Source organism: Cytobacillus sp. Hz8 (assembly GCF_042263505.1).
Classification (GTDB): Bacteria; Bacillota; Bacilli; order Bacillales; family Cytobacillaceae; genus Bacillus_BE.
Map to the genome: position 1 here is coordinate 59,538 of NZ_JBHKFI010000015.1, position 22,015 is coordinate 81,552.

Sequence of the window (22,015 nt, forward strand, 5' to 3'; positions counted from 1 at the left end):
TTTGTCGTATCACTCTTAAGATTAATTCCTAATTCCCCTGAATAAGGCAACCATATCTTGATCAATACCCACTGTACATAATTAATTTTCAAAAAAAAGCCATGTGAAAATTCTTTTTTCCTCATGGCTTTACTTTAGTCTACTTATAATATTTATTTGTAATATTTTGTAGAACAAGGTGCCTAATCTCTTTATGATTATCTGAACTTAATCGTGTAACTTATCTAGAAATTCGGCAAATGTTGCTGCAATATAAAATATATTTTCTCTAGCACGTTCTTCAGCTTGCTCTTCAGTTAATCCTTCTTCCCTTATTAACATTTCCTTTTCTCCTGCATTCTCATGTTCCCAGAAAACTACAATAGGGTTATTTTCATGATTTTTATAGTCAAAACATATTAGGTTGCCTGCTGGATCATCTGCAATAGGAAAGACATACTTTGGTAATGTATCTATATAAATTTCATAGTTTTTAACAATATTTTCACTACTGTCTTCATTAAAACTGAATAATGTACCAAAGCAACGTTCTTTTTCCCCAACATTAAATTCTTCAGGAAATACACTTGCACCACCGTTTATTTTTACACAATCAATATAATCTGTAGGTAAATGGAACCCAAATTGTAATCCAATTTCTTTTATTTCATCTTCTGATACTTTTGAATCAGCATATTCCCATTCTAGATCTTTTCTCATCTAATACCCTCTCCCCATAATTTATTTCCTCCTAGATGATTTACTGAGCCATGAATATCTTTCACTACTAATTGCATCTTACCAGGAACCTGGTGATGGTGCCATGTAAGTCCCTTAATTTTAGCTCTTTCTTTTAGAATCTGTTCAAGTTGTTCAGGTGTAAAAAGACCCCTTGATACTTCACCTTTTTCAATTGCTTCTTTTAATATTCTTGTACATTCCTTAAACTGACTTGTATCTTTCATTACATAATACCTCTCATCTAACTTTAACGTATATTTTAAATTTTCTCCTTTAAAAATAGGAAAACCTAATACATCGTAATCTACGCCTTTCACATGTGTCCCCCCTGCTAATGATTTATTTAGAATATTATTCTTTGGTGAAGCATTTAAATAATCTTCTACATAGCCTACTACTACTTTAAATTCTTCAATACTATCATAACCATATTCCTTAATAGTTGTATCATCTACAACTTTCAAAAAATTCTCAACACTTTCATAACCTTTAGGAACAATAGATCTATTAATCAAATTTCCATTTATATCATAATCATTTTTAATTACTTCATCAATTTCAGAACGGTGAACATTAACCGTACCCTTAGTCCCAACATTCACCCCATCCATCTCACCCAACATTCTCCGCACCTTATCCCCAAACACATGAGTTTTCTCAGGTTCCAATTGGATAGGTACGCCTTCTGGAGTGAGGGCCGCACGTTCTGTAAATGGGTTAATCTTTTTCGCGAAAGTGACCGTACTATCAGCCAAATCTGCTAATTCTATTGTATCTTTTATGACCTTATTTTTCACTACATTGGCGCCATCTTTGATTGCGGAACCAGCGTTTCTTAAGCGGCTTGCTGTGAGTTTCCCGGCTTCTTTGACTAAGTCATCGACATGTACGATTCCTCGTTGAATCGTGGTTTTCACTCCCGTTTTCATTCCAAACAGCGCAGCATTTTTGCCGAGATTAAGGGTACGGGTAGCGCTGCTGAATTTCGCAACTGCACTTACACCAGGGACAATATCTAGTGGGCTTAACAAGCCACGCACCCAGCGCTCCGATGTGCCGAGTTCCCGACCTGAGATCCAGTCCTTTCCGGTTATTGCTGATTTTAATTCGAGGGAGCCATAGACCGCTCCTAACGCCATTCCTGCTGGAGGACACACAAGTGAAACTCCAACAATCACCACTAAAGCCGCGATTTGGCCCCAAAATTCTTTATTTTCTTGGGAATCTTTGATAGATTCATATTCAAAGGCTCTGGAATTCAGAACGGCTAGTTGGTATTCCTTTTGGGAAAAGTCCTGATCCGGATGCAATTTCTTCACCGCTTCGTATTCCAGTTTCATACGTTCTCCGTAGAAATTATCTCCGCTGAACAAATCCTCTAGGTTTATTTTCGTTTTGGGGACTTCTAATTTTTGTTGTGCACCGTAGCCGGCATACATCGTTCGAATTTCTTTAGCGCCAATTCGATTGGTGGTCGTGTAGTTGGTAATGCTGATATTCTGAATCGCTTCGACAAAGGCATCCATGTCGTTATAAAAAGGCTCGTCAATCGTTTGGTCAACAATGTCGCCCACTTTACCGGTGAACCCATGCAGAATTTTAAAATCCTCAAACAAATCCTGATACTTGCCCTTTTGACTCGTATATTCGAACTGGATGACACCGTCACTATCATAGTTTTCAATATCCGATTTGGCATCCTTCAAATTTCCACTTATATCCTTTAGCTCATCAATCATCCCTTTGCCAAAGCGGTGCAGTCCGATTAAATCACCAACTCCGTTCTTCATCTTCTCCCAATCAGCAGGGATGTATTTAACATCCATAGACTTACACCCCCAACTTCGCAATAACTTCTTTGGCGAGGGTTTCATCTACTGTAATCATTGTATTGAGAATATCTAAAACCAAAGTCGATGCACGGAAATAATTATCGTATAGATCTAGGATTTTTTCATTGGCTTCAGGATATACTTCCATAGCCGTCATCGCTTTTCCTGCTGTATAAAACTCTAAATTTCCCAATTTTTCAATGTTTGGTGCCGCATTCGATTCTAATTCAGTTAAAATCTTTTCTAAATATTTAAAAACCGTTGTGATTTCATCCGGATTTACATTAATCAGCAACTCGGAACCTCCATCACCCATGACCGCTTTATGCATAGGACTTTTCCTCCTTATACGGGAAATCCATTTCATCAAAGAGCAATTTCAAAAACCAATACTGGCTTACATGATAATATTTTTTATTAACGGTATCGACCATAATTAGTTTTTCATCCTTCGTAAATATAAGCCATTGCTGATAGTAATTGGAATTGTATCTGTCTCTCGGCTCCTCTTTTAAATGAAAGATTTCTAGATTCATAAACATCCTTTCCGGTTCAAAATTTTCTACCTTATGCCTTTCTTGATTCGATAATTCCTTTTTCAGAAATGTCCTCTCATTCTCCTGAGGTTCCCTCAATATAAGTGGGATGCTGTCCATTAATTTCTTCAAAATAATAGCCTTAGAGACAACCCTTAATTGATATTGACCTTTTTCCTCTAATTCCACCAATAAAATCAGTTCATCCTCCTCTTTTTCACGAAAGGAAAACATAAGATTATTGATACGGACATATTTTTGGCTCTGATGATAATACTCCATCGCTTTTATAACGATTGCTCCACCTTGAGTTATTTTTCCCTCAGATGTCACAATCCCCTTTTCTATTAATCGATCATGGGCCAACTTAAATACTTCTTCCCCCTGGAATTGGAAAATTTGCTTCTCTGGAAGGCCAAAAAGTACATTTCCACCAAAGGCGGCAGCTAATAAGTAAAGTTCTGGTGCACTGAATGTATCAATGGAAGGACTCATTATAAATTCCTCACTTCTTTGACCGAACAATCTTGAAGGAAGTCTTGGTAATAGCCATCAAGATTATTTAAGGCCTTTGTTTGCTTTTTAGCAGCGTCGAGCATATCCGTATGATATTGTTGAATAATCTCGAGATAGCTTAAGAAGGCATCCCGTGCTCTTCCACTCCATTTCGCACCGGAAATATACGATACAAGTTCATTACAGCTCGTTAAGGATGTTTGAATCGATTGCTCCAATGCCTTTGCGGCTACTTGAGCCTCTTTCACTTTGTCATCATGAATCCTAACCTTCCCCAATGAATCATTCCTCCATTCTCTTCAAAATGATTACTTTTTCTTCGCACTTCTAGCTCTTTCCTCCGCTTCCCTAATCGCTAAATCCCGATAATACTCATATCGCTCATAAGCTTTATTCTCGGCTGATACAAGAGAACTTCGTTTTTCCTTATCATGATTAAAATACTCATTCAGCAAGGCATTCTTTTCCTCTCTCTTTGGTTCAAAATCATTGGAAGGTATATCCTTTTGCGAAAGATTAGGAACCGTTGAAATATAGCTGCTATAGGAGGCATTTGCCTCAGATACCTTCTTGTCATGATCTTGAAGGGCATCCTGCAATTTCATGTAAAGCTTATAATATTCGTCTCTTTTTCTTTCTGTTGCCGTTCCAAAAAAATTAAACACTATAGTTTCACTTCCTCTCTATTTTGAATAGGGGCAATAATTTTGATTTTTTCTGCACGGCCATTTTTAATATAATAAGCTTCATAAGGATGTAAGTTTTTCTCCTTATATGGTCGATTGATGACTTCGAGCATGTTTTGATCCGTGATTCTCCCAATTAACACACCTGTTTTTTGCTTCTTCAATATAGACGAAATATCGTCATACTGTCTTTCAATCGCTCCGTTCATCGCTCCAATGACGAAATAAATTCCTAGTCTTGCCCCTGTTTCGATTAGCTTGGCAAGTGTGGCCTGTGACATGAGGGACATCGATTCAATCACAAATGATGCATCTGTCATCAATACCACCATAGGACGAATTTCATGAAGAAAATCCTTCAAGGTTGCACGTCCATTTGTTGCCATTTGCACCTCACGAAAAGCATCTTCTCTTGCTTCATATAATTGTTGTAATCGATTCACCAATTGATCCATTGTTGCTTCATCACCTGCATATAAATCCACATTATCCTTATAGATTTGGAATCTTGCAGAACGATTATCAATCAGTCCTAAATCAATATGTGAATTAAAAGAAACACTCGCTACCAATGTTAAATACGTTTGTTCCACCGAATCCATTAAATCCCCTAGAATTAATGTATTTAAATCATTCACCACACTTAACTCCATAGGTTTAACCTCTTCAAAATCGACCGCAAATGGAATTGCGCCTCTGTTCAATAATTCTTTTGTCTCCTTAGACTTGATAAAGTCGGTAAACTGAATGACCTCTGGAACCATTGGAATAGGAGCTGGTAATTCCCCTTTCCAATCTCTCCTCATTTCCTTGCCTTCTTCCTGTATTCCTTTAATGATTTCCAACGCATCTTCCCCTTTTAATGGAAGAGCCGTTTGGAAGGATGTTGGCTGTTCTAATTTCACTAGTCCGCGTCCAGGCATTTCCTCAATGGTTAATTCTGTTCTTCCAACTATATTTCTAGATTCCAATTGGTCAATCATATAGAGGGAGATTTGATGCTTAATATTCGCAAGTAAAGGGGCCTTCATCGCATTCTGGCGCCCTGCGCTTATTACCATATGAATACCAGCGCTTCCCCCTTCCCGAGCAATCTGATTGATGATTTGCTCAAACTCTTCTTTATAATTCGCCTCGGCAATAGAATCAATCATATCGATTAGCAATAAAATTCTTGGAATCTCTTCTCCACTGGCCTGTTCATACATTTGCAAATTAGCTACACCGTATTTACTTAACTTTTGTTTTCGCTCTTTTAGCTCATTTTTTAATCGTCGTATCCATTTATTTATCTTAATTTCATCGTCGACCAAGATGGTATCTGCAACATGAGGTAACTCTTTTAGCGGCAATAACCCATTAGTTCCTAAATCAATCAAATACATATGAACTCTTTCTGGATTCTGTTGTCTGGCTATATCCATGGCAATACTTTGTAAAAAAGTAGATTTTCCAAAGCCAGGACTGGCAAATACCGCTAAATGTCCATCACTTGAAAGATTTAATGTGAGTGGTTCCTGTGCCTGCATTTCTGGAATATCTAACAAACCAAATGTCACTTCTAAAGGTTTCTTCTCTTCATCCCATGCCATTTTATAATCAACTCGATGAAGACCTGAGAGATAGATCCTTTCCTCAAGCGGTGGAAGCCAAGGCCTTGGAAGTTCAGCAATCTGCCTTTCCCTTGTATAGGCAAGAATATAATCGACGACTGCATCCAGTTCAGTTATCACCTTTGAAATCTCTTCTTTTTTCTCGAGACCACTTAAATCCTCTGAAATGGCTTCATATTGTCCAAGATCATTGATCGCATAAATAGTCGTATCCATCAGTTCTTCATCATCTTTATTTGTCCTATACGGAGCTCCACTCCAAGCACTCTGGAATAGCTCATAAATTTCATTATTGCCAACTTGCAAATAAGCTCTCCCTGGGAGGACGATATCTGCTGCATCTGTGGTTTTTAACATTTCCATTGAATCACTTGCATTTTGAACCTTTAGCGCAAGCTTGAATTTCGAGTTAGACCAAATTTGATCATCCACGACGCCACTAGGCTTTTGTGTTGCCAGAATAAGGTGAATTCCTAATGAACGCCCAATTCGGGCGGTCGAAACAAGCTCCTTCATAAAATCCGGCTGCTCTGCTTTCAATTCAGCAAACTCATCTGAAATGAGAAATAAATGCGGCATCGGCTCACTTGCTTCCCCTAATTTATAAAGCTTTTGATATTGATTAATGTGATTGACGTTATGCTCCCCAAATAGACGCTGTCTTTTTTGCAGCTCTGCCTTAATTGAAGCTAGTGCACGCATCGACTGTGCTCCATCCAAGTTCGTAATCGTCCCCAATAAATGGGGAAGGCGATTGAATAAATTAGCCATACCGCCACCTTTATAATCGATCAGCAGAAAGGCGACCTCATGAGGATGAAAATTAACGGCAAGAGAAATAATATAGGATTGAATAATCTCAGACTTCCCTGATCCTGTCGTCCCTGCAACAAGGCCATGTGGACCATGGGCTTTTTCATGAAGATTTAAATAAACAATATCCTCTTTTCCGCGAAGGCCTAGAGGAACAGCAAGGCTTTTATAAGTCTCATTTCTTGCCCAGCGCTCATGGATATGAAGCTCTTCCACTCTTTCTGCTCCATACATTTCAAGAAATGTCACGCTCTCTGGAATGGAATTTTTTAAATTTTGTAAATGATTAAGGGGTGCCAAGGCACGTGAAATGTCCTCTTTGTTAAATCCTTTAGGAAAATGGTCAGGAATAAATTTTTGATTCACTAATTCCCCATTTTCGAGAATGATATTCCCATTTGCGGCATCCCTAATATCAATAACTGTCTTCACATGTTCTGGAAGGGACTGCATCACATCTTGAACAAACACAAGTGAAACTCCAAGTTCACTTGGATCATCATTAAAAAACTCCATCACCGTATGATCTAATATCATTTTTTCATCGGTAATTAAAACAATAAAATGGGGTGAAAAATAGATTTTTTCATTTTTATTCCCTTTTTCATCGACTGCAAGCTTTCTCTCTTTTAAAATTTGATAAAGGGAATTTAAGACTTGATCACGCGACCGTTCATGATAAACAAAGCCTCGAACATTGATATCTCTTAAGCTGGCATGTGGGAGCCACCTCATCCATTCCCAGCTTTCCTTTTCTTCTTCTGGAAAGATCGTGATGAATTGGAGATCATAATAGCTATGAAAAAGAGACGTTTGCATGACCAAAAGCTGCAATTGTTCCAAGACAAGTGGACGTTGCCCGATATAACCGACAGGCCCATTTACTAAGGACGTGGCAATAGGGACATTTTCTAAGCTTAAATACTGGGATTGTAGCTTCGCGGCAGCACGTATAAGTTCATCCTTTTCCTGTGAAAATTCCTCAGTACTGAACTCAATGGCAAAGCTTGAATCTACATTCCCTAATCCAACACGATACATCAAGAAATCATGATGAAACATGGTCTTTTCATAAATCCGTGGATTTACTTTCATCGCCATATCACGCAGTTGTTCAATATTGGGATAATGATAATTTAATGAATGGCGCTGTTCTTCGCTCACCTTATATAATTCCTGTGTCTTCTCTTTCAAATATTCTCGATAGCTTTTGTCTCTTTCCTTTATATCCTTTCGATACTGCTTCAAGCCCTTTAAATAGTAAGTGACAGAAAGGACAATCGTTACAATGGTCATGGAAAGCATCATGATCATGTATATTCCACTTCTTTGAAAAATGGAGACCACCACAAAGGCGGCAATCATGACAATAGGCGGAATAATCGTACGAGCTAACTGTTCACTTGGTTTTGAAGGCTTGCCTGATGGTCTTGCAATCACTTTCTTTTCTTCCGGCTCTCGATAAATAATTCTTGGTGAACGGTGATAATCTGGATACTCCTCATTAAAATTCTGTTCACTGTGAAATAATCGGATCAATTTCGTTGTTACGAATAAATCAGACGCAATGATTTCAATATCATTTTTCCCAATTTTCACGATCATTCCTTCACTATAAAGCTGATCTCCTGGTTCAAGTAAAACGTTCCCTTTTGTTTGGATAAAATTATGGAAGACCTTCCCCTGGTATACTTCAAGCTTAAATGCCGTTCCCAATTCATCGCGTATCAGGACAAAGTCGACGGTTCCTTGATTCACTTTCACATCATCATATTCATTTGCACCAAACGTCATTCTGTACAGATTAGAAGAGTCATATTTTTTCGATTCTTCCGCATCAACAAAAAAAAGATGGACATCTCCTGATGGATGGTTTAATGTCATTCCTTCATTTTCTCTAAGAAACCGTTCCCCTACTTTGCATTGTTCACCATCCCACCTAATCAAAATAGCTGGACTGAAGTTCCGAAAGGTAATGGTATTTAACCAGACATCTCCTACAGTGATATTTTTGGATTCTGTTTTTTCTAAATGGCATTTGTGCAATTGATCTCCATAGCTCAGTAGTAATAATGGTTGTGCCATCCTTCTCTCCCTCTCTACACAAATAAGCATTGCCCTACTAATTTTATTTCACTAATTCCTCGATTTACTTTTTGTCCTCGGCTGTTTCTTTCCTGGTCTCCCTACTTTTTATATCCTCCTGCTTACTTTGCACTTTATCTTTGTCTGAATTTGTTTTCTTTTCTAGGTTTGAGGTAGTGGCATCTTGATTTTGTAAATCTGTTGTTTGTTCATTTAGATCTGTTGAGACATCAGTTGCCGCCTCAGAATCCACCGATGAATCTTGCCCATATTTTTCCTGATATTTCTTTAATTCTTCTTCATATTGACTGATTTTTTGTTCGCGTTTCGTTCCACTTAAATTCGGATCATTTTTTGCCTTTTCCATTTGCTTAATAAGCCCATACATGATTAATTGGGGATCATCAATGTATTTTGCTAGATCTACGGATTTGTTAAAATTCCCGCGACCATTAAAGATCCAATATAATAAGTAATTCTCATCACTTTTCACACTCATATTTTTCATAATGGCTTCCTTTTGATCTTCTGAGAGTATTTCTGTTTTGATATATGAGTAAGCGAGAATATATTTACTTTCATTCGGTAATTTCTCTGGATCCTGCTTTTGTAATTCGTTGATGACTCCTTCGTAATCTTGAGCGAGATAATAGTGATGCGCTTCTAATAAATGATTTTGAAAAGGAATTTTAACGAAACTCTCATACGTAAGTACGACGGCTGAGATAACGATTAACACGATCAGGGTATAGGTCAATTGTTTAAAGAGGCGGAATCGTTTTTTCGGTACAAATTGCATCTTTTTTTCCGTCTCCATTTTTTCCTTTAAATAACTTTCTTCTAACAAATTTACTAACGAGTCAAAATCACTCGACTCACTAACCAATCGTTCAAATTCAGTATCATGCGGACTATTAATCGCTCCGTTATAAAGCTCCTCAAAACTGTACTTTTTCGAAAAAAGCGCAATTGCCATACACCTATATTGCAGGACAAATTTTTCTTCATCCGTTGTATAAGGAGGAACTGCCTCACGAATCCCACGATAAACCAACGAAGGCATAAGATTATCATCAAAAACAAGATTTTCCGGATGGAGGAAAAATGTGATTCGTGTTGCCAATAATTTTCTCAAACGTGCAAGATTGCATAACAACCTCAGTTTTTCATGTCTCGTCAGCTTCAGGATGTCATTCCATCTCTTCGCTGTAGAATCAACGGTATATAAAAAAGTAAATGCATCTTCTTCCCCATCCTTAACCTCAGCTGGCACAAACCAATCGGCCCTCTCAGTAATCAAAGCCAGCTGTCGTACATCCTGAACATGCGTTTGTGATTTTGGCAGATTTAATTGCCATTGATCTTCATTGATTAAAAATTGGAAAGTCATTGATTCCATATGTATGTTTTTTTCTTCCATGTTTGACTGACTCCTTATCTTATTTCCGCACTTTCCTTTGTCGTTCAATTGAGCCCGTTGTAATAGGGAGATTCTTTAAAATTCAAAAAATCACCCCTATCTTATATCCACCTATAAAGTGAAACTTCCATCAGTGGGGGGTTTTCGACGCACAGGACGTGAAGTGTGCAGACTTATGTGTTGACGTCGCGCTTTTAGTCTGCCATTCATCCCCCACTGATGGTTAGTCACGCAAAGCCTGATTGATTTTTCTAAGGGCTGAAGCCCAAAGAAAAATCTTATTTCACTTATCACGCTCAAGGGACGCCATATCCTGTGGCTTCGCCTGACTAGGACCTTAATCCCTCGTCGGACCTTTACGGACAGTTGATCTCCCACTTATCTTCTTTGTATTCTCAGAATCTTGAAGTGGGAGTCAAAATGTCCGTTAAGAGTGGGATAAAACAACTAAGATATCCCCATTTGTGATTGGATAATCAGAAAGCCGGTCATCATCTGTTAAAAGAAGCTCTTTTGCAGGTACTTTTACTGCAAAAAGGGAAGTCTCATCTATACCAAGGTTCAGTGTTTCCGTAATATTCATAAGCAATTGCTTCAATGGTTGATTAACAGGAATCCTTAAATCATATTGACGATCGGACCATTTACTAAAACCAATCGTCACATTAATATGTGTTCCACTCGACATTCCTTCATTCTCCTTATCTCAACATTTTTCTCATCACTAAATAAATACTTACAAAAATAAACAACACTAAAGTCAAAAGAGGAACTAATAAGCTATTATTTATTGATTTCTCCTTATTATCTTGAGAGCTGGAAGCATTTGCTACGTCTGTGTATTGGGCCTTGTAATCCTCAGTAAACAACCCTTTTTCCATGTCTTTTGCTGTTAAGCTTGATTGACTTGGAGAGGCAAAAAGCATTTGTTCAAGTGTTTCTATTGTTTTCTCTTCTTCTCTTTGTTTAGAAACAATGGCATCCCGATTTTGTTGTTTAAACAAATCGGGTGCAATTTTCTCTAACTCTGTTTCTTTGGAATCTTGCGGTTTCATTTTTTTCTCTTGATTTTCACCGATCCGATCCATTTTCAAATTCATTTTTCCGCTATGATCCAAATCGTTATCTGCTAACACATTAGGAGCAAGAAATAAGAACAAAATAAAGGTCAAGAACAAAACGGCATTAATGTGCTTCACTTGTATTTTCAGCTTCAACCACCTCACTCTTTGAGAAACGATTTAAGACAAATAGTTGACCAACAAAGCTAATAGCGATAATGACGATTAAGCTAAAAATAATGTTCATCTTTAATTCTTCTCCGTTCGAAAATCCCATGAGTAACTTTTCAACATATTGTAATGGAGAGAAGCTTCTTAATTTTGCTCCAAAACTCAACTTATCCATATAAAGTCCCATTGTTTCTGTTAAGAATAGATATGAGCTGAATAACAGCAGCAATACAAACATGCCCAACATTTTTAATTGTCGCAGCAAGTATGTCGCTAACAGCTGCATGGCTAGCATAATTAGAGTAATTAAACCAATCCAAATCATAAATCTCTCTTGAGGAATCTTTAAAATATATCCAGAAGATATCCCGATGACTAACCCTTCAACGAAGCCAATACCCGCTGTAATAAATGCGATTGGAATATTTTTATCCACTATTGAGCGCTCTTTTTCAAATGAATCCTTTTGAGGTCTCTTCCGTTCATTAATTGAAATCGTATAAGCAGAAAATAGAGCCACAATAAAACAGATTAATACTAGAAAATAGGGGATGGTTGTATCTCCATTTATGATGATTCCCTCATTCTCTGTTTGTACAGGATTAGAGAGAAAGCTGAATAGATTTTCATTTGGACGTTCACCAATTCGGCTATTAGCAAGAACATTTTTGAAATTATCAGCAAATTCTTGATCCTGCATTAATTTATCTGATAAATTAGCAGATAAATCATTGGCTTGTTTCACCAAAGTAACCCCGCTATTTTGGATTTCTGTTGCCTGATGGTCAATTGCGTCAAATGTTTGATAGACGCCATCCGCAGAATCAAGATTGCTTTTTGATTCTGCAGCTAGTGATTGACTAGCTTCTAACCAGTTCTTAAATTCACCATCTAAAGTAACCAAGTAACTATTTTCCTCATCCTCATTTACCAAAACATCCTCATGTAAATCTTGCAATGTCAGACTGTTATCACGCCATGAGTTAATCTTGCTAAGGGTATCTGAAAGATTTTGATTTAATGCCTCAACTTGATTCGTTGTGTCCGTAATAATTTGTTCCAATTGTGCTGAATTCTGACTTGCATGATTAACTAGTTGAATATACTCATTCATATCACTCTTTAAATCAGCAGCCTGATTACGTACTTCCTCAATGATTTGATCCACAACAAAATTAGTTAGAAAATCTACGATGTCCTGTTTTTCAAACAGATAAAACAAGGAATCCTTTGTTGCTAAATCACTTAAGCTTGTGCTATTCAAAGCACTTGCAAGTTCAGGACTATCCATATCAAGGCCAAAATAGTTGTTATAAAGCGCAAGCATTCTTTGATATTCACTGACCGTATCACTTGCTGAATTAATAAGCGTCCCTGTCGCATTACTAATTAGTGGTGACATCACTTGATGCTCCATGTAATTATTTTCAACCACAGTACTTTTTAAAATGACTGTATTGGATTTAGCCTGTTTTTCAGCTTCTTGTTCCACTTGCTCCACAGGTTGGTCCGTGCTTCCAGCTGTTGATTGTTCCACTTGAACTTCCTTGCTCTGTTCTGAAGTTGGCTGATCATTTTCTACGCTGTTAACTTGACTCTTTGTGCTTACAGCTTGATTTGCTCCTTTTTCAGTTAATCGAAGACTCCAATTTATGGGTTGAAAAACGTCAATCTCACTGTTTATATCTTTCAATGCTAAATTTAGTTTTATGTTGATGTTTCCCTTACTTGTTGCTGGAAGAATGATTTTCCCGTTATTTAAATAGGTTCCTGTATAATCGGTTCCTTTCATCTTTGGCAAAGTGATCAATACTTGTCTAATACTGAATTCCTTTGGAATCGTAAGTGAAAGTTCCTGACCAGCATCTTTACTTTCTTCTAAAGAAATAGAGTCATTTATCGTTACACCCTTATTAGCCATATCATTTTTAATTTGTCTAATTTCTTCAGAGAGCGGGATGCTGTTGCTTGGAATATTCGGAGTGTAGCCAAACTCACTCTTGTATTTATTCGTAACAGCAATGACATTCTTTAATTCTGTCTTTGTTGTATCATTCAAATCTAATTCATCTATATCCACAACATTTAAGGATGGAAGTTTATCCATTTGTTTTTGTAAGCTTTGTTTTGCGCTGCGATCCATTTGGGCAAATATATTTTTTAAATAGGCAGCCTTCTCTTCACCAGTGGAGCTTTCAATCTCTTTTTTTACTTTTTCTGCTACCACCTTTTGTCTTACATTTACAATTCGATCTGCAATCTTGGTATCCATCTGATCCAAATTAGCCTGAGCTGCTTTTAAATAAGATTGAACGGCTGCTGATACTAATAAAATATTGTCCATACTGCCATTTTTATTTTGAAACTGAGAATTGACCATTTCATTAGCCAGTTCGAGCTGTTGGAGTTGCTGTCTAATATCCGTATTATTGAGTTGTTTGTCAAAATCACTAAAACGATTAGTAAAATCAGCATTTATAAGTTCATTAGCAGCCTTCGTTGAAGTGAAATCCGTAAAGTTGGTATAAGAAGCTTGATTGGTATTGGCTCCTTCACCCAGACTAGTTCCAAAGTCATTTAATAGATTATTTAAACCTTCAAAGCTATCCTTCGACACTTTCGTATTGCTCTTAATCTGTTTAAATTGCGAAGAATAATTGACTAGTGGTTGATAAATAGTATTTGTATAGTTGTAGGTATAAACTTTCTCCTTTTCCACGACGCTGCCAATATTGTCCTGTGCTTCTTGGAGATTTCCAATCACACTGGCAAAATAAACATCAATTATTCGGCGATTAAAGTCTTCGAGAATTGTACTAGCCGCTTTTTCAGCCTTCATGTTCACATTCTCGTTGTCCGTTGCATTTATTTTGTAGGTTAATTTTGCTTTTTCCGGTGCTTTTGAATCAATCGCCAATGCCTTTTGGGTAAAATCTGTAGGAATGACAATCATCATATTATATGCATTGCGCTTTAATCCACTTTCTGCAACACCGCGACTGACAACATACCAATCATAGGTAGGATCACCCTCAATACTGCGAATAAATTCATTTCCGAACTCATACTGATCTCCATTAAATTTGGCCCCTTGGTCTTCATTAACCAAAGCAATCGTCATTTTCTGTTTATCTTCATCCGCATTCGTCTTGGTCGCTTGATGAAGTGATAGATATGAGCTGCCAGAAGAAAGAGCAAGTACGAGTACTAAAAACAGCAAAACTCCCCGCTCAAAAATTTTCATTAAAATCAACTCCTGAAGTTGTAAATATATTTTAGTGGGAAAGATCGTTTATCCGGACAAAACCTTTTCTTTAAAACCTTTCCCCAGTATGTATAGTAAGCAATGAAATAGTCGTGAAAATGCTGGCATTCTTCCAATCACTAGTAAAAGCCACACAACCATAGTCGCGTGGCTTTTTGTTTTAAGAAAGATTGGATTCCAACAGATCCTTTAGTGTTCTCAGCTATTAATAGAAATGCAACATTAATTTAGACCAAAATTTCTAGATAATTGCTCATCATGTTGAGCCACAGCTTCTGCTGTTCTGTTTAATTGCTTATTAATTTGATCCAAAAGATCAGCAAAATTTTCAACTTTAGGCCTTAACTGATTGAATTGAACATCAAATTGTTCAAATGCACGCCCTTCCCATTCTCCTCTTAATTCTTCTTGTAAATTTGAAAGAGATTTTAAAACTTCTAGAATTTGCTGTGACCCTTGACCATATCTAGTTGCTTTTGATTTAAGCTCTTCGGGGGTCATACGAATTTGTCCTGCCATTTTCCTTCCACTCCTTTTAATTTAAAGATTCATAAATTAGGCTGTAACATAAAAAATTATAATAGTAGCTATGTGTAAAAAGCGGCCAAAGTTTCTATCACTCATATTCAGCCTACATTTCACATAGATCAAACTAACTCTATATGGAAATATATACCTACATATTATTTACCATTATGTTACACTCTGGTCAAATCTTACTAAAAATTCACATAATTCACACTGTGACTAATTTTCTATTATTATCTTGAAATCAAAATTATTTTCTAGGAAAATAGAATCGTTTGTATCATTTTTATACGGAGTATTTACCTATTATTAAAACAAAATATCATCTTAATATTTCAAATATTACAATTTGTAGTAGATTTTTACCTTTTTTTCTCCCATTCAAACATAAGAAAAAGGAAAGACTATTTTAATGGATTTTCATCAAATGCTAAAACTACTAGAAAACTAGCGAATTTCAAAAAATAAACCTCCCTTTAACAAAAGGAGGTTAAGAAAAATAAAATTATGTTGTTTCCTGAATTCTTTGATAATGAAGAAAGCAGCAAACATTCTTCTATTTAGAAAAATATTTTCATACCTTAAACTGTTTTACGACTTCTCCTAGATTTTCCGACAAGTCAGCTAGGAAGGAGGCAGACGAAGTCACTTCCTCCATTGACGCCAGTTGTTCCTCCGTAGCAGAAGCGATCTCGCTTGAGCTTATCGATGTTGCTCTCGCAATTTCAGCTGTTTCTTCAATAGAGACATTTACTTGTTGAGCACTTACAGATAATTTCTCGGATATCGCTGATAATTCCTGTGTTTGCGCATTAACGTCATCGATGGAACATAAAATGCCTTCAAATCTCTTGCTTGTTTCTTTTGTCAGATTCAAACCGCTTGCAACCTCTTTATTACCTGCTTGCATCATGTCTACTGCTTTCTTTGTATCGGTTTGAATGAATTGAATCAATTCGGAAATTTCATTAGCAGACTTTCTCGATTCTTCCGCTAGTTTTCGAACCTCATCCGCAACAACAGCAAAGCCTTTTCCATTTTCCCCCGCCCTTGCTGCTTCAATAGCCGCATTCAAAGATAGTAGATTCGTTTGATCTGCGATTTCCGTAATGAGCTGAGTAATTTCACCAATCTCGTTTGATCTTTTTTCTAACTCTTCTATGACTCTATTCGTCTCCATATTCGATTGATTAATCGTATTGATTTGTTCTGTCACTCTATGAATATATTGATTTCCCAAACTTGCTTGCTTTTCTGTTTCAGCAGATGCTTTTGCTACAGAAGTGGCATTGTCAGCAATTTGCACAATTCCATTAATAATCTCCTCAATTGCTTGAACACCTTCTTCTGTTTTCTTCCCCTGAATTTCAATCTTGTTAGCTACCTCATTAATGGAGCTTGAAACTTGGTTGGTGGCTGCATTTGTTTCTTGAGCACCGGCTAATAATTCCTCAGAGGCGGATACAACCTGCTCTGCCGAAGAACCAACCTGAAGAATTGTATTTCGCAAATTCTCTCTCATTTGATTAAAAGAAGCAGCTAATTGTCCAATTTCATCACGGACATTCACTTTAACTTCCTTCGTTAAATCTCCTTCACTCACATATCCAGAAGAAACCACAAGCTCTTTGATCGGCTTTGAAATTTTCCTCGCAATAAAGCTGGCAATGCCAATTCCGATTCCAATAAAAATGAGTGAGAGAATTAGACATGCCCATATCATTTCCGTTTTAAGACTTGAAATGAAATCTGCATCTGCGTCTATCCCGACAATCGATTCTGTTCCATCAATCTTTTTATAGGCAGAAATATGAGATCCACTCTTATCCTGATAAATATCACTCGAGACAATTTTCGTAGTGTTTAGTGCCTTTAGCTGGTCTTTAGTAAATTTCCATTCATCCATCATTTCATCATCTTCATTACTTAACAGCATATACTGTTTTCCATCTTTAACGGTTTCGATATAGACATATTCGAGATCGTAGTCTTTCTGAAAAACGCGGGCTTGAGCCAATAGCTGTTTATAAACAGAAGAATCCGTTGTTGCCCGGTCAATAGTATAACCACCTACATTAGAAAAAATTTGTTCTATTTTCAAAGATAAATTTTCTTCAGTTTGTTTTACTATGTACTTCTCAATTAAATAATTTGATAACAAGAAAATAATTACACTAAAAATCACACTAAGAGCAATAATGGGGACTAATATTCCCCCAAGTATTTTCGATTTAACCGTTCTACCCTTCTTCATTTTTCAACTCCCCGTTTAGACATCTTTCGATTTATGCGATCATCTTGAAAGGAATAAAATTTCTTCACATATAAATCACTTCTTTTCCAGTTAATCAATAACATTAGTATTATTAAACAATAAAAAAACTACACAAATCCATACAGCTAACTAATCAAATATTTTTCATAGAAAACAGCATTAGGTATCCTGGCAATCATCACACAATCAAAAGCTAGAGCCCATTATCCTAATGGTTTTCTCCTATATTTTGAGAAGTTTTCCTTCGTTTTCATATAAAAATTCTCTCGCATCTTGCCGAATTCAATTAAAGGATGGTACAAAATATCTATTTTATAATTGGTAATTTTATCCTACTTCGATTGTTATTTCAATATATTTGTTAAATGTTTCTTAAATAATTTGAAAAATATTATCACTGAAGAAATAAAGGAATTTAATACAAAAAAAATGACTTTAGCTTTCTGCTAAAGTCACCTATTATAAGTTCTGAAAATATGTGAGTGATGGGCCATAGCCCTTTTGCTAAATTCATTCTTTATTTTAGCTATAGAAACTGACCAATTCCAAGCTATTTTTTAAATTCTTTAAATCGAGTAGTTATACTTTGAGTAAAGATGGTAAACCAATAGGCACAAAGCAGCAGTAAAATCGTAAAGTAGTACATCGTTGCCTTATGTCCAAATATCCTGGAAAAATACTCAGCCCCTTTATAATGTCCCCCTCCACCTGCTAACACGACAAGGACAATGAAGCCGTAGTATAAACCGGAATAGATTTTATATTTATTATCTTCCCCGCTTGGCAGAGTTATTTTAATCAGGGTATCTTTGAATTTTCCAGAAATTGCAAAGATAAAAACCCATACCATGATCATGCTCAGTTGAAAAATTGGTTGATCATGGAATTGTTTAATAGCCGGCATTCCGAAGTAAATACAAATTAATAAAAGGCCATAATAACCACAATAAGCCTTTAATTTTTCGTTTTGGACCTTTCCAGTAATATCTAGGTATATCGTAAAAAGGATATATGGAATAGACAGAATGACATAAATCCAAAGATTGATAAATGAAAAATATGGAAGAGGGAGAGTCATTACTCCTAAAACTAAAAGAGCTATGGACGCTGGTGTTAAATATTTTGGCATATTCATTCTCCCCTTCCCAATTAGATTTTTAAACATTTACCCTTATTAACCGAATACACTCTTAAATCCATTTTTGAGTTTTTCAGAGATTCAATCATATCTCTTTTTACAATTACGAAACTATTATATCCATAGATTAATTACAGAAAAGTAAGGTATGTTGAGAAAGAGTACCCCTATTAACAACATACCTATTCCTGATGGTGTTTGATACTTTGGCATTGTTAATCCCCAATTATATAGAATGATTTTTTATTAGCTCCTGCTGTGCAATTTTTTTGTCTTAAAGTTAAATACCTTCGTTAATCAAAAGCACACTTTAAAAGCCTCTATTGAATGATCCTCCAACAGCACTTATAATTTTCTGAAAAATACATCTATATACTTACTAACATTTTCTCTATTCACTCGTCAAACGCAACTAAGGATTTTGTCGATTTTTGTCTGGTAGTTTATTCCTTTTATTTATAGGGGAATTTAGGAATTTAGTTATAGAAAATGTCGAAGTAGGTCCAAGGAATTTTTAAAAAGGAGAATATGATTAAAAGGGGGATTCTTATTTTAGAATTTCTAGGACTATATTCTCTTTTTTTAATTTACAATAATATCGAATAATCTATTTCAATAAAAAAGCGGCCCTTAAGCCACCACCACAGGAACTAGACAAGCTATTAGAAAATCGTTACACTTTCCCCAGATATTTATCTAAAGAGGAAAGCAACCATATTTGAGCCAACAGACCTTGTCGAAAATCGGCGTTAATATTCTGGAGGGTATACATTCATCTGCCCTCCCTTTTTATAGGTCATCTCAGTGCTTTGCCTTATCTTTATCTTGTTTATTAAACACAGCAACTTATGGTATAATTATCCAAAAGCACGGGAGGATAATCATGTATATTGGGGAATTGTTAGTAATTGCATTATTAATTCTAGGAACAGTCTCATTTGCTCTTTTTTTGCGTAGATTACTTTTTTATAAAGATGTACGAACCCAGAATGATATGGAATTGAATGAAAAATTGGATAGGATTATTGAATTGCTTGAAGAGGATAAAAAGAAGTAGACATTTTTGCCATGATATCTTGTTACAGGGTTTCTATTTTTCAGCTTTAACTCAATCACGATTAGAGCATTTTTGAGATTAACTTCATATAATTTCCCATAACACATAAAAAATGATTCATAATCCCTTATAGACATATGAAACAATCAAAAACTATTGAAAGTGACTATTGCCTTTAACAGATATAAAGTATTTGGTTCATAATTATTAGTAGAACAATCCAAAATAAAAGATTTTACCCTGATTTAATCCCGGAGTTGGCATATTCGCTCATTAACTGGGGGGTGCCAGAAAGTCGTATTTTCAACTTTTGGATACCCCTTTTCATGTTTCAGAACCATGATATATCAGCATTCTTAATTACTAGATTTTAGAGGAACTCCACTTTTCGGTCAGCCCCTTTCACCTTATTTTCTTTCGCTTCTCTCCGATCAGTTGCCTTAATTGACTTTAAACGAATTAAATAGATTCCTATTCCAACAGCTAACCAAGCCAAGCCTGAAAAAAAGCCTGAACTTCCAACTGGAACTAGCAAGCAAAGGCAGATAATTAAAGCTAAAGCTGGTAAAAAAGGAAAAAAAGGAGCTGAAAACCAGTCAGTTCTTTCTCCCTTTGCCGATTTTCTTCTTGAAAAAAAGAACGCAAGTATAGTAAAAATGAAAGTTAAGAGATATAAAAAGCCTGTTGCATTAACTGCCATGTTAATCGAGCTCACCAACGTAAACAAAATTTGAATGCTTACCCCGAGGAGGATCGCCCAAACAGGAGTTTGAAATCGTGGATGGATCATTCCTAATTTTTTCGGTAAAAATCCTTTACGTCCCATTGCAAATGCTGTTCTTGAAATCGAGATAATAAAGGCATTAGCTGTCGCAGGTAAGGCAATAACAATAACGATGCTGATTAATATGGGGCCGAATTCCCCTAAAAACTGTTGACTGGCAAGAGCAACCGGAACCTTTGATATTCCAAGCTGCTGCCAAGATACTACCCCCGTAGAAACAAATAAAAGCCCAGAATACAAGACAAGTACGATGATAATGGACGATAAAATGGCTTTTGGAATAGTTTTACTCGGATGTTTCATTTCTTCGCCTGCATCTACAATGACGTCCCAGCCGACCATAGAAAGAAAACCTACTAAAGATGCAGAAAGAATACCTTTTAATCCATTAGGCGCAAGCGGGACATATAAGGAATAATCAACATGAACAAAACCTAAAGCAAAAAATATAACGAGCACAATAATTTCAACTAATACCATTCCCACTTGAATAGCACCACTGAACTTAATTCCCAGCATATTGAAAGCACCCAAAACAAGAAGGAGCATGACAGCACTTATTAATGAAGGAGCACCCGTTAAAGAGTGAAGATAGTTTCCAAACCCTTGTGACACAAAACTACTTGCCGCAAGCCACGCCCCCCAGTAGGACCATCCAACCAACGCCCCAACAAAAGAGCCCATCGTTTGACTAACATATTCATAAGCTCCTCCCGCCCTAGGATATTTTGATGCTAATTCTGCATAGCATAATCCAAGTAAGATTTCTAAAATAGCCGCTAGAATAAAGGCAAGCATCACAGCGGGGCCAGCCTTCCCAGCTGCAACTCCACTTAAAATAAATATTCCTGCGCCAACCATTGCACCAGTACCAAGAGCAGTAGCCTCCTTCCATCCTAAATCTCTTTTTAAATTCATGAAATTCCCCCTTTATTTTTGAAGTCTGATCAATAGTAAAATCGATTAATATCACTAATCCTATTGATGTTTCATTTAGATACTCTTCACTCCCACCCAAAAATTCCTTTAGAAATCACATTCAAATTTTCTAATATATATTGCATTTGAATTCCACCTATTATCTTAAAAGCCCCAAACTACCAGTTAGTTTATTCACTTTTTTCTTATCCCCATATAAAGCCAATCCTAAATAATCGAGATCATCCGCTGTGAATGCCGCTATCTTTTGGGTATATTCTTCATAATGATTAGTTGTCTGAGCTATATGGCTAAAATCCACTACTAGCAAATCGGAAAATTCTTCATTAAATCCCTTATCTCTTAACTCTTTAATCTTTAAAGAATCCCCCTTCAAAATAGGAATCGGGATCGTCGTTATCCCTTCATGAGAATTACCGCTTCCATCTATAACCGTTGGCCCGATAGTTTCTTCCATTTTCTTTCCTAAAGTAAGAGCCAACACAGCAGCTGTATTCGCAATTAACCCTGTTGGCAATTCTGAATCAATAACCATTACACATTTCATTTCCATCATGATTCCCCCATTTCCATATG

General features: G+C 36.3%; 17 protein-coding genes. 1 reads left to right on the top strand and 16 read right to left on the bottom strand.

Annotated elements, in window-relative coordinates; genetic code table 11:
- Positions 1 to 207 precede the first annotated feature (207 nt).
- The 14 genes from ACE38V_RS16745 to ACE38V_RS16810 form a co-directional block, all read right to left on the bottom strand.
- Positions 208 to 699 (bottom strand): SMI1/KNR4 family protein, encoded by a 492-nt coding sequence (locus tag ACE38V_RS16745; protein ID WP_375842983.1) that lies wholly within the window; start codon positions 697 to 699, stop codon positions 208 to 210.
- A complete protein-coding gene (locus tag ACE38V_RS16750) occupies positions 696 to 2,546 on the bottom strand; it encodes an HNH endonuclease (protein ID WP_375842985.1) in 1,851 nt (616 codons plus the stop codon). Before ACE38V_RS16750 ends, ACE38V_RS16745 begins: the two co-directional genes overlap by 4 nt.
- A gap of 4 nt (positions 2,547 to 2,550) precedes the next feature.
- The gene (locus tag ACE38V_RS16755) at positions 2,551 to 2,883 is read right to left on the bottom strand and encodes a hypothetical protein (protein ID WP_375842987.1); all 333 of its coding nucleotides are present in this window, start codon (positions 2,881 to 2,883) and stop codon (positions 2,551 to 2,553) included.
- On the bottom strand, positions 2,876 to 3,583 hold the full coding sequence (locus tag ACE38V_RS16760; protein WP_375842989.1) for a DUF5081 family protein: 708 nt from the start codon (positions 3,581 to 3,583) through the stop codon (positions 2,876 to 2,878). Before ACE38V_RS16760 ends, ACE38V_RS16755 begins: the two co-directional genes overlap by 8 nt.
- The gene (locus ACE38V_RS16765) at positions 3,583 to 3,882 is read right to left on the bottom strand and encodes a WXG100 family type VII secretion target (RefSeq protein ID WP_375842991.1); all 300 of its coding nucleotides are present in this window, start codon (positions 3,880 to 3,882) and stop codon (positions 3,583 to 3,585) included. The genes ACE38V_RS16760 and ACE38V_RS16765 overlap by 1 nt, the downstream gene beginning before the upstream one ends.
- Before the next feature lie 30 nt (positions 3,883 to 3,912).
- Complete coding sequence (locus ACE38V_RS16770) at positions 3,913 to 4,269, bottom strand: chorismate synthase (protein WP_375842992.1); 357 nt, start codon at positions 4,267 to 4,269, stop codon at positions 3,913 to 3,915.
- A complete protein-coding gene (essC, locus tag ACE38V_RS16775) occupies positions 4,269 to 8,801 on the bottom strand; it encodes a type VII secretion protein EssC (RefSeq protein ID WP_375842994.1) in 4,533 nt (1,510 codons plus the stop codon). The genes ACE38V_RS16770 and essC overlap by 1 nt, the downstream gene beginning before the upstream one ends.
- Positions 8,802 to 8,865: 64 nt before the next feature.
- Positions 8,866 to 10,221 (bottom strand): type VII secretion protein EssB, encoded by a 1,356-nt coding sequence (gene essB, locus ACE38V_RS16780; protein WP_375842996.1) that lies wholly within the window; start codon positions 10,219 to 10,221, stop codon positions 8,866 to 8,868.
- A 427-nt stretch (positions 10,222 to 10,648) separates the two neighbouring features.
- Positions 10,649 to 10,909 (bottom strand): EsaB/YukD family protein, encoded by a 261-nt coding sequence (locus ACE38V_RS16785; RefSeq protein ID WP_375842998.1) that lies wholly within the window; start codon positions 10,907 to 10,909, stop codon positions 10,649 to 10,651.
- Positions 10,910 to 10,922: 13 nt separating this feature from the next.
- Positions 10,923 to 11,438, bottom strand: coding sequence for a type VII secretion protein EssA (gene essA, locus ACE38V_RS16790; RefSeq protein WP_375843000.1), 516 nt, complete (start codon positions 11,436 to 11,438; stop codon positions 10,923 to 10,925).
- Positions 11,407 to 14,697 (bottom strand): type VII secretion protein EsaA, encoded by a 3,291-nt coding sequence (esaA, locus tag ACE38V_RS16795; protein WP_375843002.1) that lies wholly within the window; start codon positions 14,695 to 14,697, stop codon positions 11,407 to 11,409. The genes essA and esaA overlap by 32 nt, the downstream gene beginning before the upstream one ends.
- Before the next feature lie 243 nt (positions 14,698 to 14,940).
- Complete coding sequence (locus ACE38V_RS16800; protein WP_375843004.1) at positions 14,941 to 15,237, bottom strand: WXG100 family type VII secretion target; 297 nt, start codon at positions 15,235 to 15,237, stop codon at positions 14,941 to 14,943.
- A 583-nt stretch (positions 15,238 to 15,820) separates the two neighbouring features.
- Positions 15,821 to 17,500 (bottom strand): methyl-accepting chemotaxis protein, encoded by a 1,680-nt coding sequence (locus ACE38V_RS16805; protein ID WP_375843006.1) that lies wholly within the window; start codon positions 17,498 to 17,500, stop codon positions 15,821 to 15,823.
- A 571-nt stretch (positions 17,501 to 18,071) separates the two neighbouring features.
- Entirely contained in the window at positions 18,072 to 18,650 is a 579-nt protein-coding gene (locus ACE38V_RS16810) for a hypothetical protein (RefSeq protein ID WP_375843010.1), read from the bottom strand.
- An 892-nt stretch (positions 18,651 to 19,542) separates the two neighbouring features.
- Between ACE38V_RS16810 and ACE38V_RS16815 the strand changes: the two genes are divergently transcribed.
- Positions 19,543 to 19,716 carry a DUF4083 family protein gene (locus ACE38V_RS16815; protein ID WP_375843012.1) on the top strand — a complete coding sequence of 58 codons (174 nt, stop codon included), beginning with the start codon at positions 19,543 to 19,545 and terminating at the stop codon, positions 19,714 to 19,716.
- A 370-nt stretch (positions 19,717 to 20,086) separates the two neighbouring features.
- Here ACE38V_RS16815 and ACE38V_RS16820 read toward each other — a convergent pair whose 3' ends face one another.
- Together ACE38V_RS16820 and ACE38V_RS16825 are read right to left on the bottom strand one after the other, a co-directional pair.
- Complete coding sequence (locus ACE38V_RS16820) at positions 20,087 to 21,418, bottom strand: APC family permease (RefSeq protein WP_375843014.1); 1,332 nt, start codon at positions 21,416 to 21,418, stop codon at positions 20,087 to 20,089.
- 160 nt (positions 21,419 to 21,578) lie between these two features.
- Positions 21,579 to 21,992 (bottom strand): DUF2000 domain-containing protein, encoded by a 414-nt coding sequence (locus ACE38V_RS16825; RefSeq protein WP_375843016.1) that lies wholly within the window; start codon positions 21,990 to 21,992, stop codon positions 21,579 to 21,581.
- Between the last annotated feature and the right edge of the window lie 23 nt (positions 21,993 to 22,015).

Excerpts from the sequence above, each read along its gene's own strand:
- ACE38V_RS16745 (WP_375842983.1), bottom strand. The coding sequence starts at position 699 with ATGAGAAAAGATCTAGAATGGGAATATGCTGATTCAAAAGTATCAGAA.
- ACE38V_RS16750 (WP_375842985.1), bottom strand. The coding sequence starts at position 2,546 with ATGGATGTTAAATACATCCCTGCTGATTGGGAGAAGATGAAGAACGGA.
- ACE38V_RS16755 (WP_375842987.1), bottom strand. The coding sequence starts at position 2,883 with ATGCATAAAGCGGTCATGGGTGATGGAGGTTCCGAGTTGCTGATTAAT.
- ACE38V_RS16760 (WP_375842989.1), bottom strand. The coding sequence starts at position 3,583 with ATGAGTCCTTCCATTGATACATTCAGTGCACCAGAACTTTACTTATTA.
- essC (WP_375842994.1), bottom strand. The coding sequence starts at position 8,801 with ATGGCACAACCATTATTACTACTGAGCTATGGAGATCAATTGCACAAA.
- essB (WP_375842996.1), bottom strand. The coding sequence starts at position 10,221 with ATGGAAGAAAAAAACATACATATGGAATCAATGACTTTCCAATTTTTA.
- ACE38V_RS16785 (WP_375842998.1), bottom strand. The coding sequence starts at position 10,909 with ATGTCGAGTGGAACACATATTAATGTGACGATTGGTTTTAGTAAATGG.
- esaA (WP_375843002.1), bottom strand. The coding sequence starts at position 14,697 with ATGAAAATTTTTGAGCGGGGAGTTTTGCTGTTTTTAGTACTCGTACTT.
- ACE38V_RS16800 (WP_375843004.1), bottom strand. The coding sequence starts at position 15,237 with ATGGCAGGACAAATTCGTATGACCCCCGAAGAGCTTAAATCAAAAGCA.
- ACE38V_RS16805 (WP_375843006.1), bottom strand. The coding sequence starts at position 17,500 with ATGAAGAAGGGTAGAACGGTTAAATCGAAAATACTTGGGGGAATATTA.
- ACE38V_RS16810 (WP_375843010.1), bottom strand. The coding sequence starts at position 18,650 with ATGCCAAAATATTTAACACCAGCGTCCATAGCTCTTTTAGTTTTAGGA.
- ACE38V_RS16815 (WP_375843012.1), top strand. The coding sequence starts at position 19,543 with ATGTATATTGGGGAATTGTTAGTAATTGCATTATTAATTCTAGGAACA.
- ACE38V_RS16820 (WP_375843014.1), bottom strand. The coding sequence starts at position 21,418 with ATGAATTTAAAAAGAGATTTAGGATGGAAGGAGGCTACTGCTCTTGGT.
- ACE38V_RS16825 (WP_375843016.1), bottom strand. The coding sequence starts at position 21,992 with ATGGAAATGAAATGTGTAATGGTTATTGATTCAGAATTGCCAACAGGG.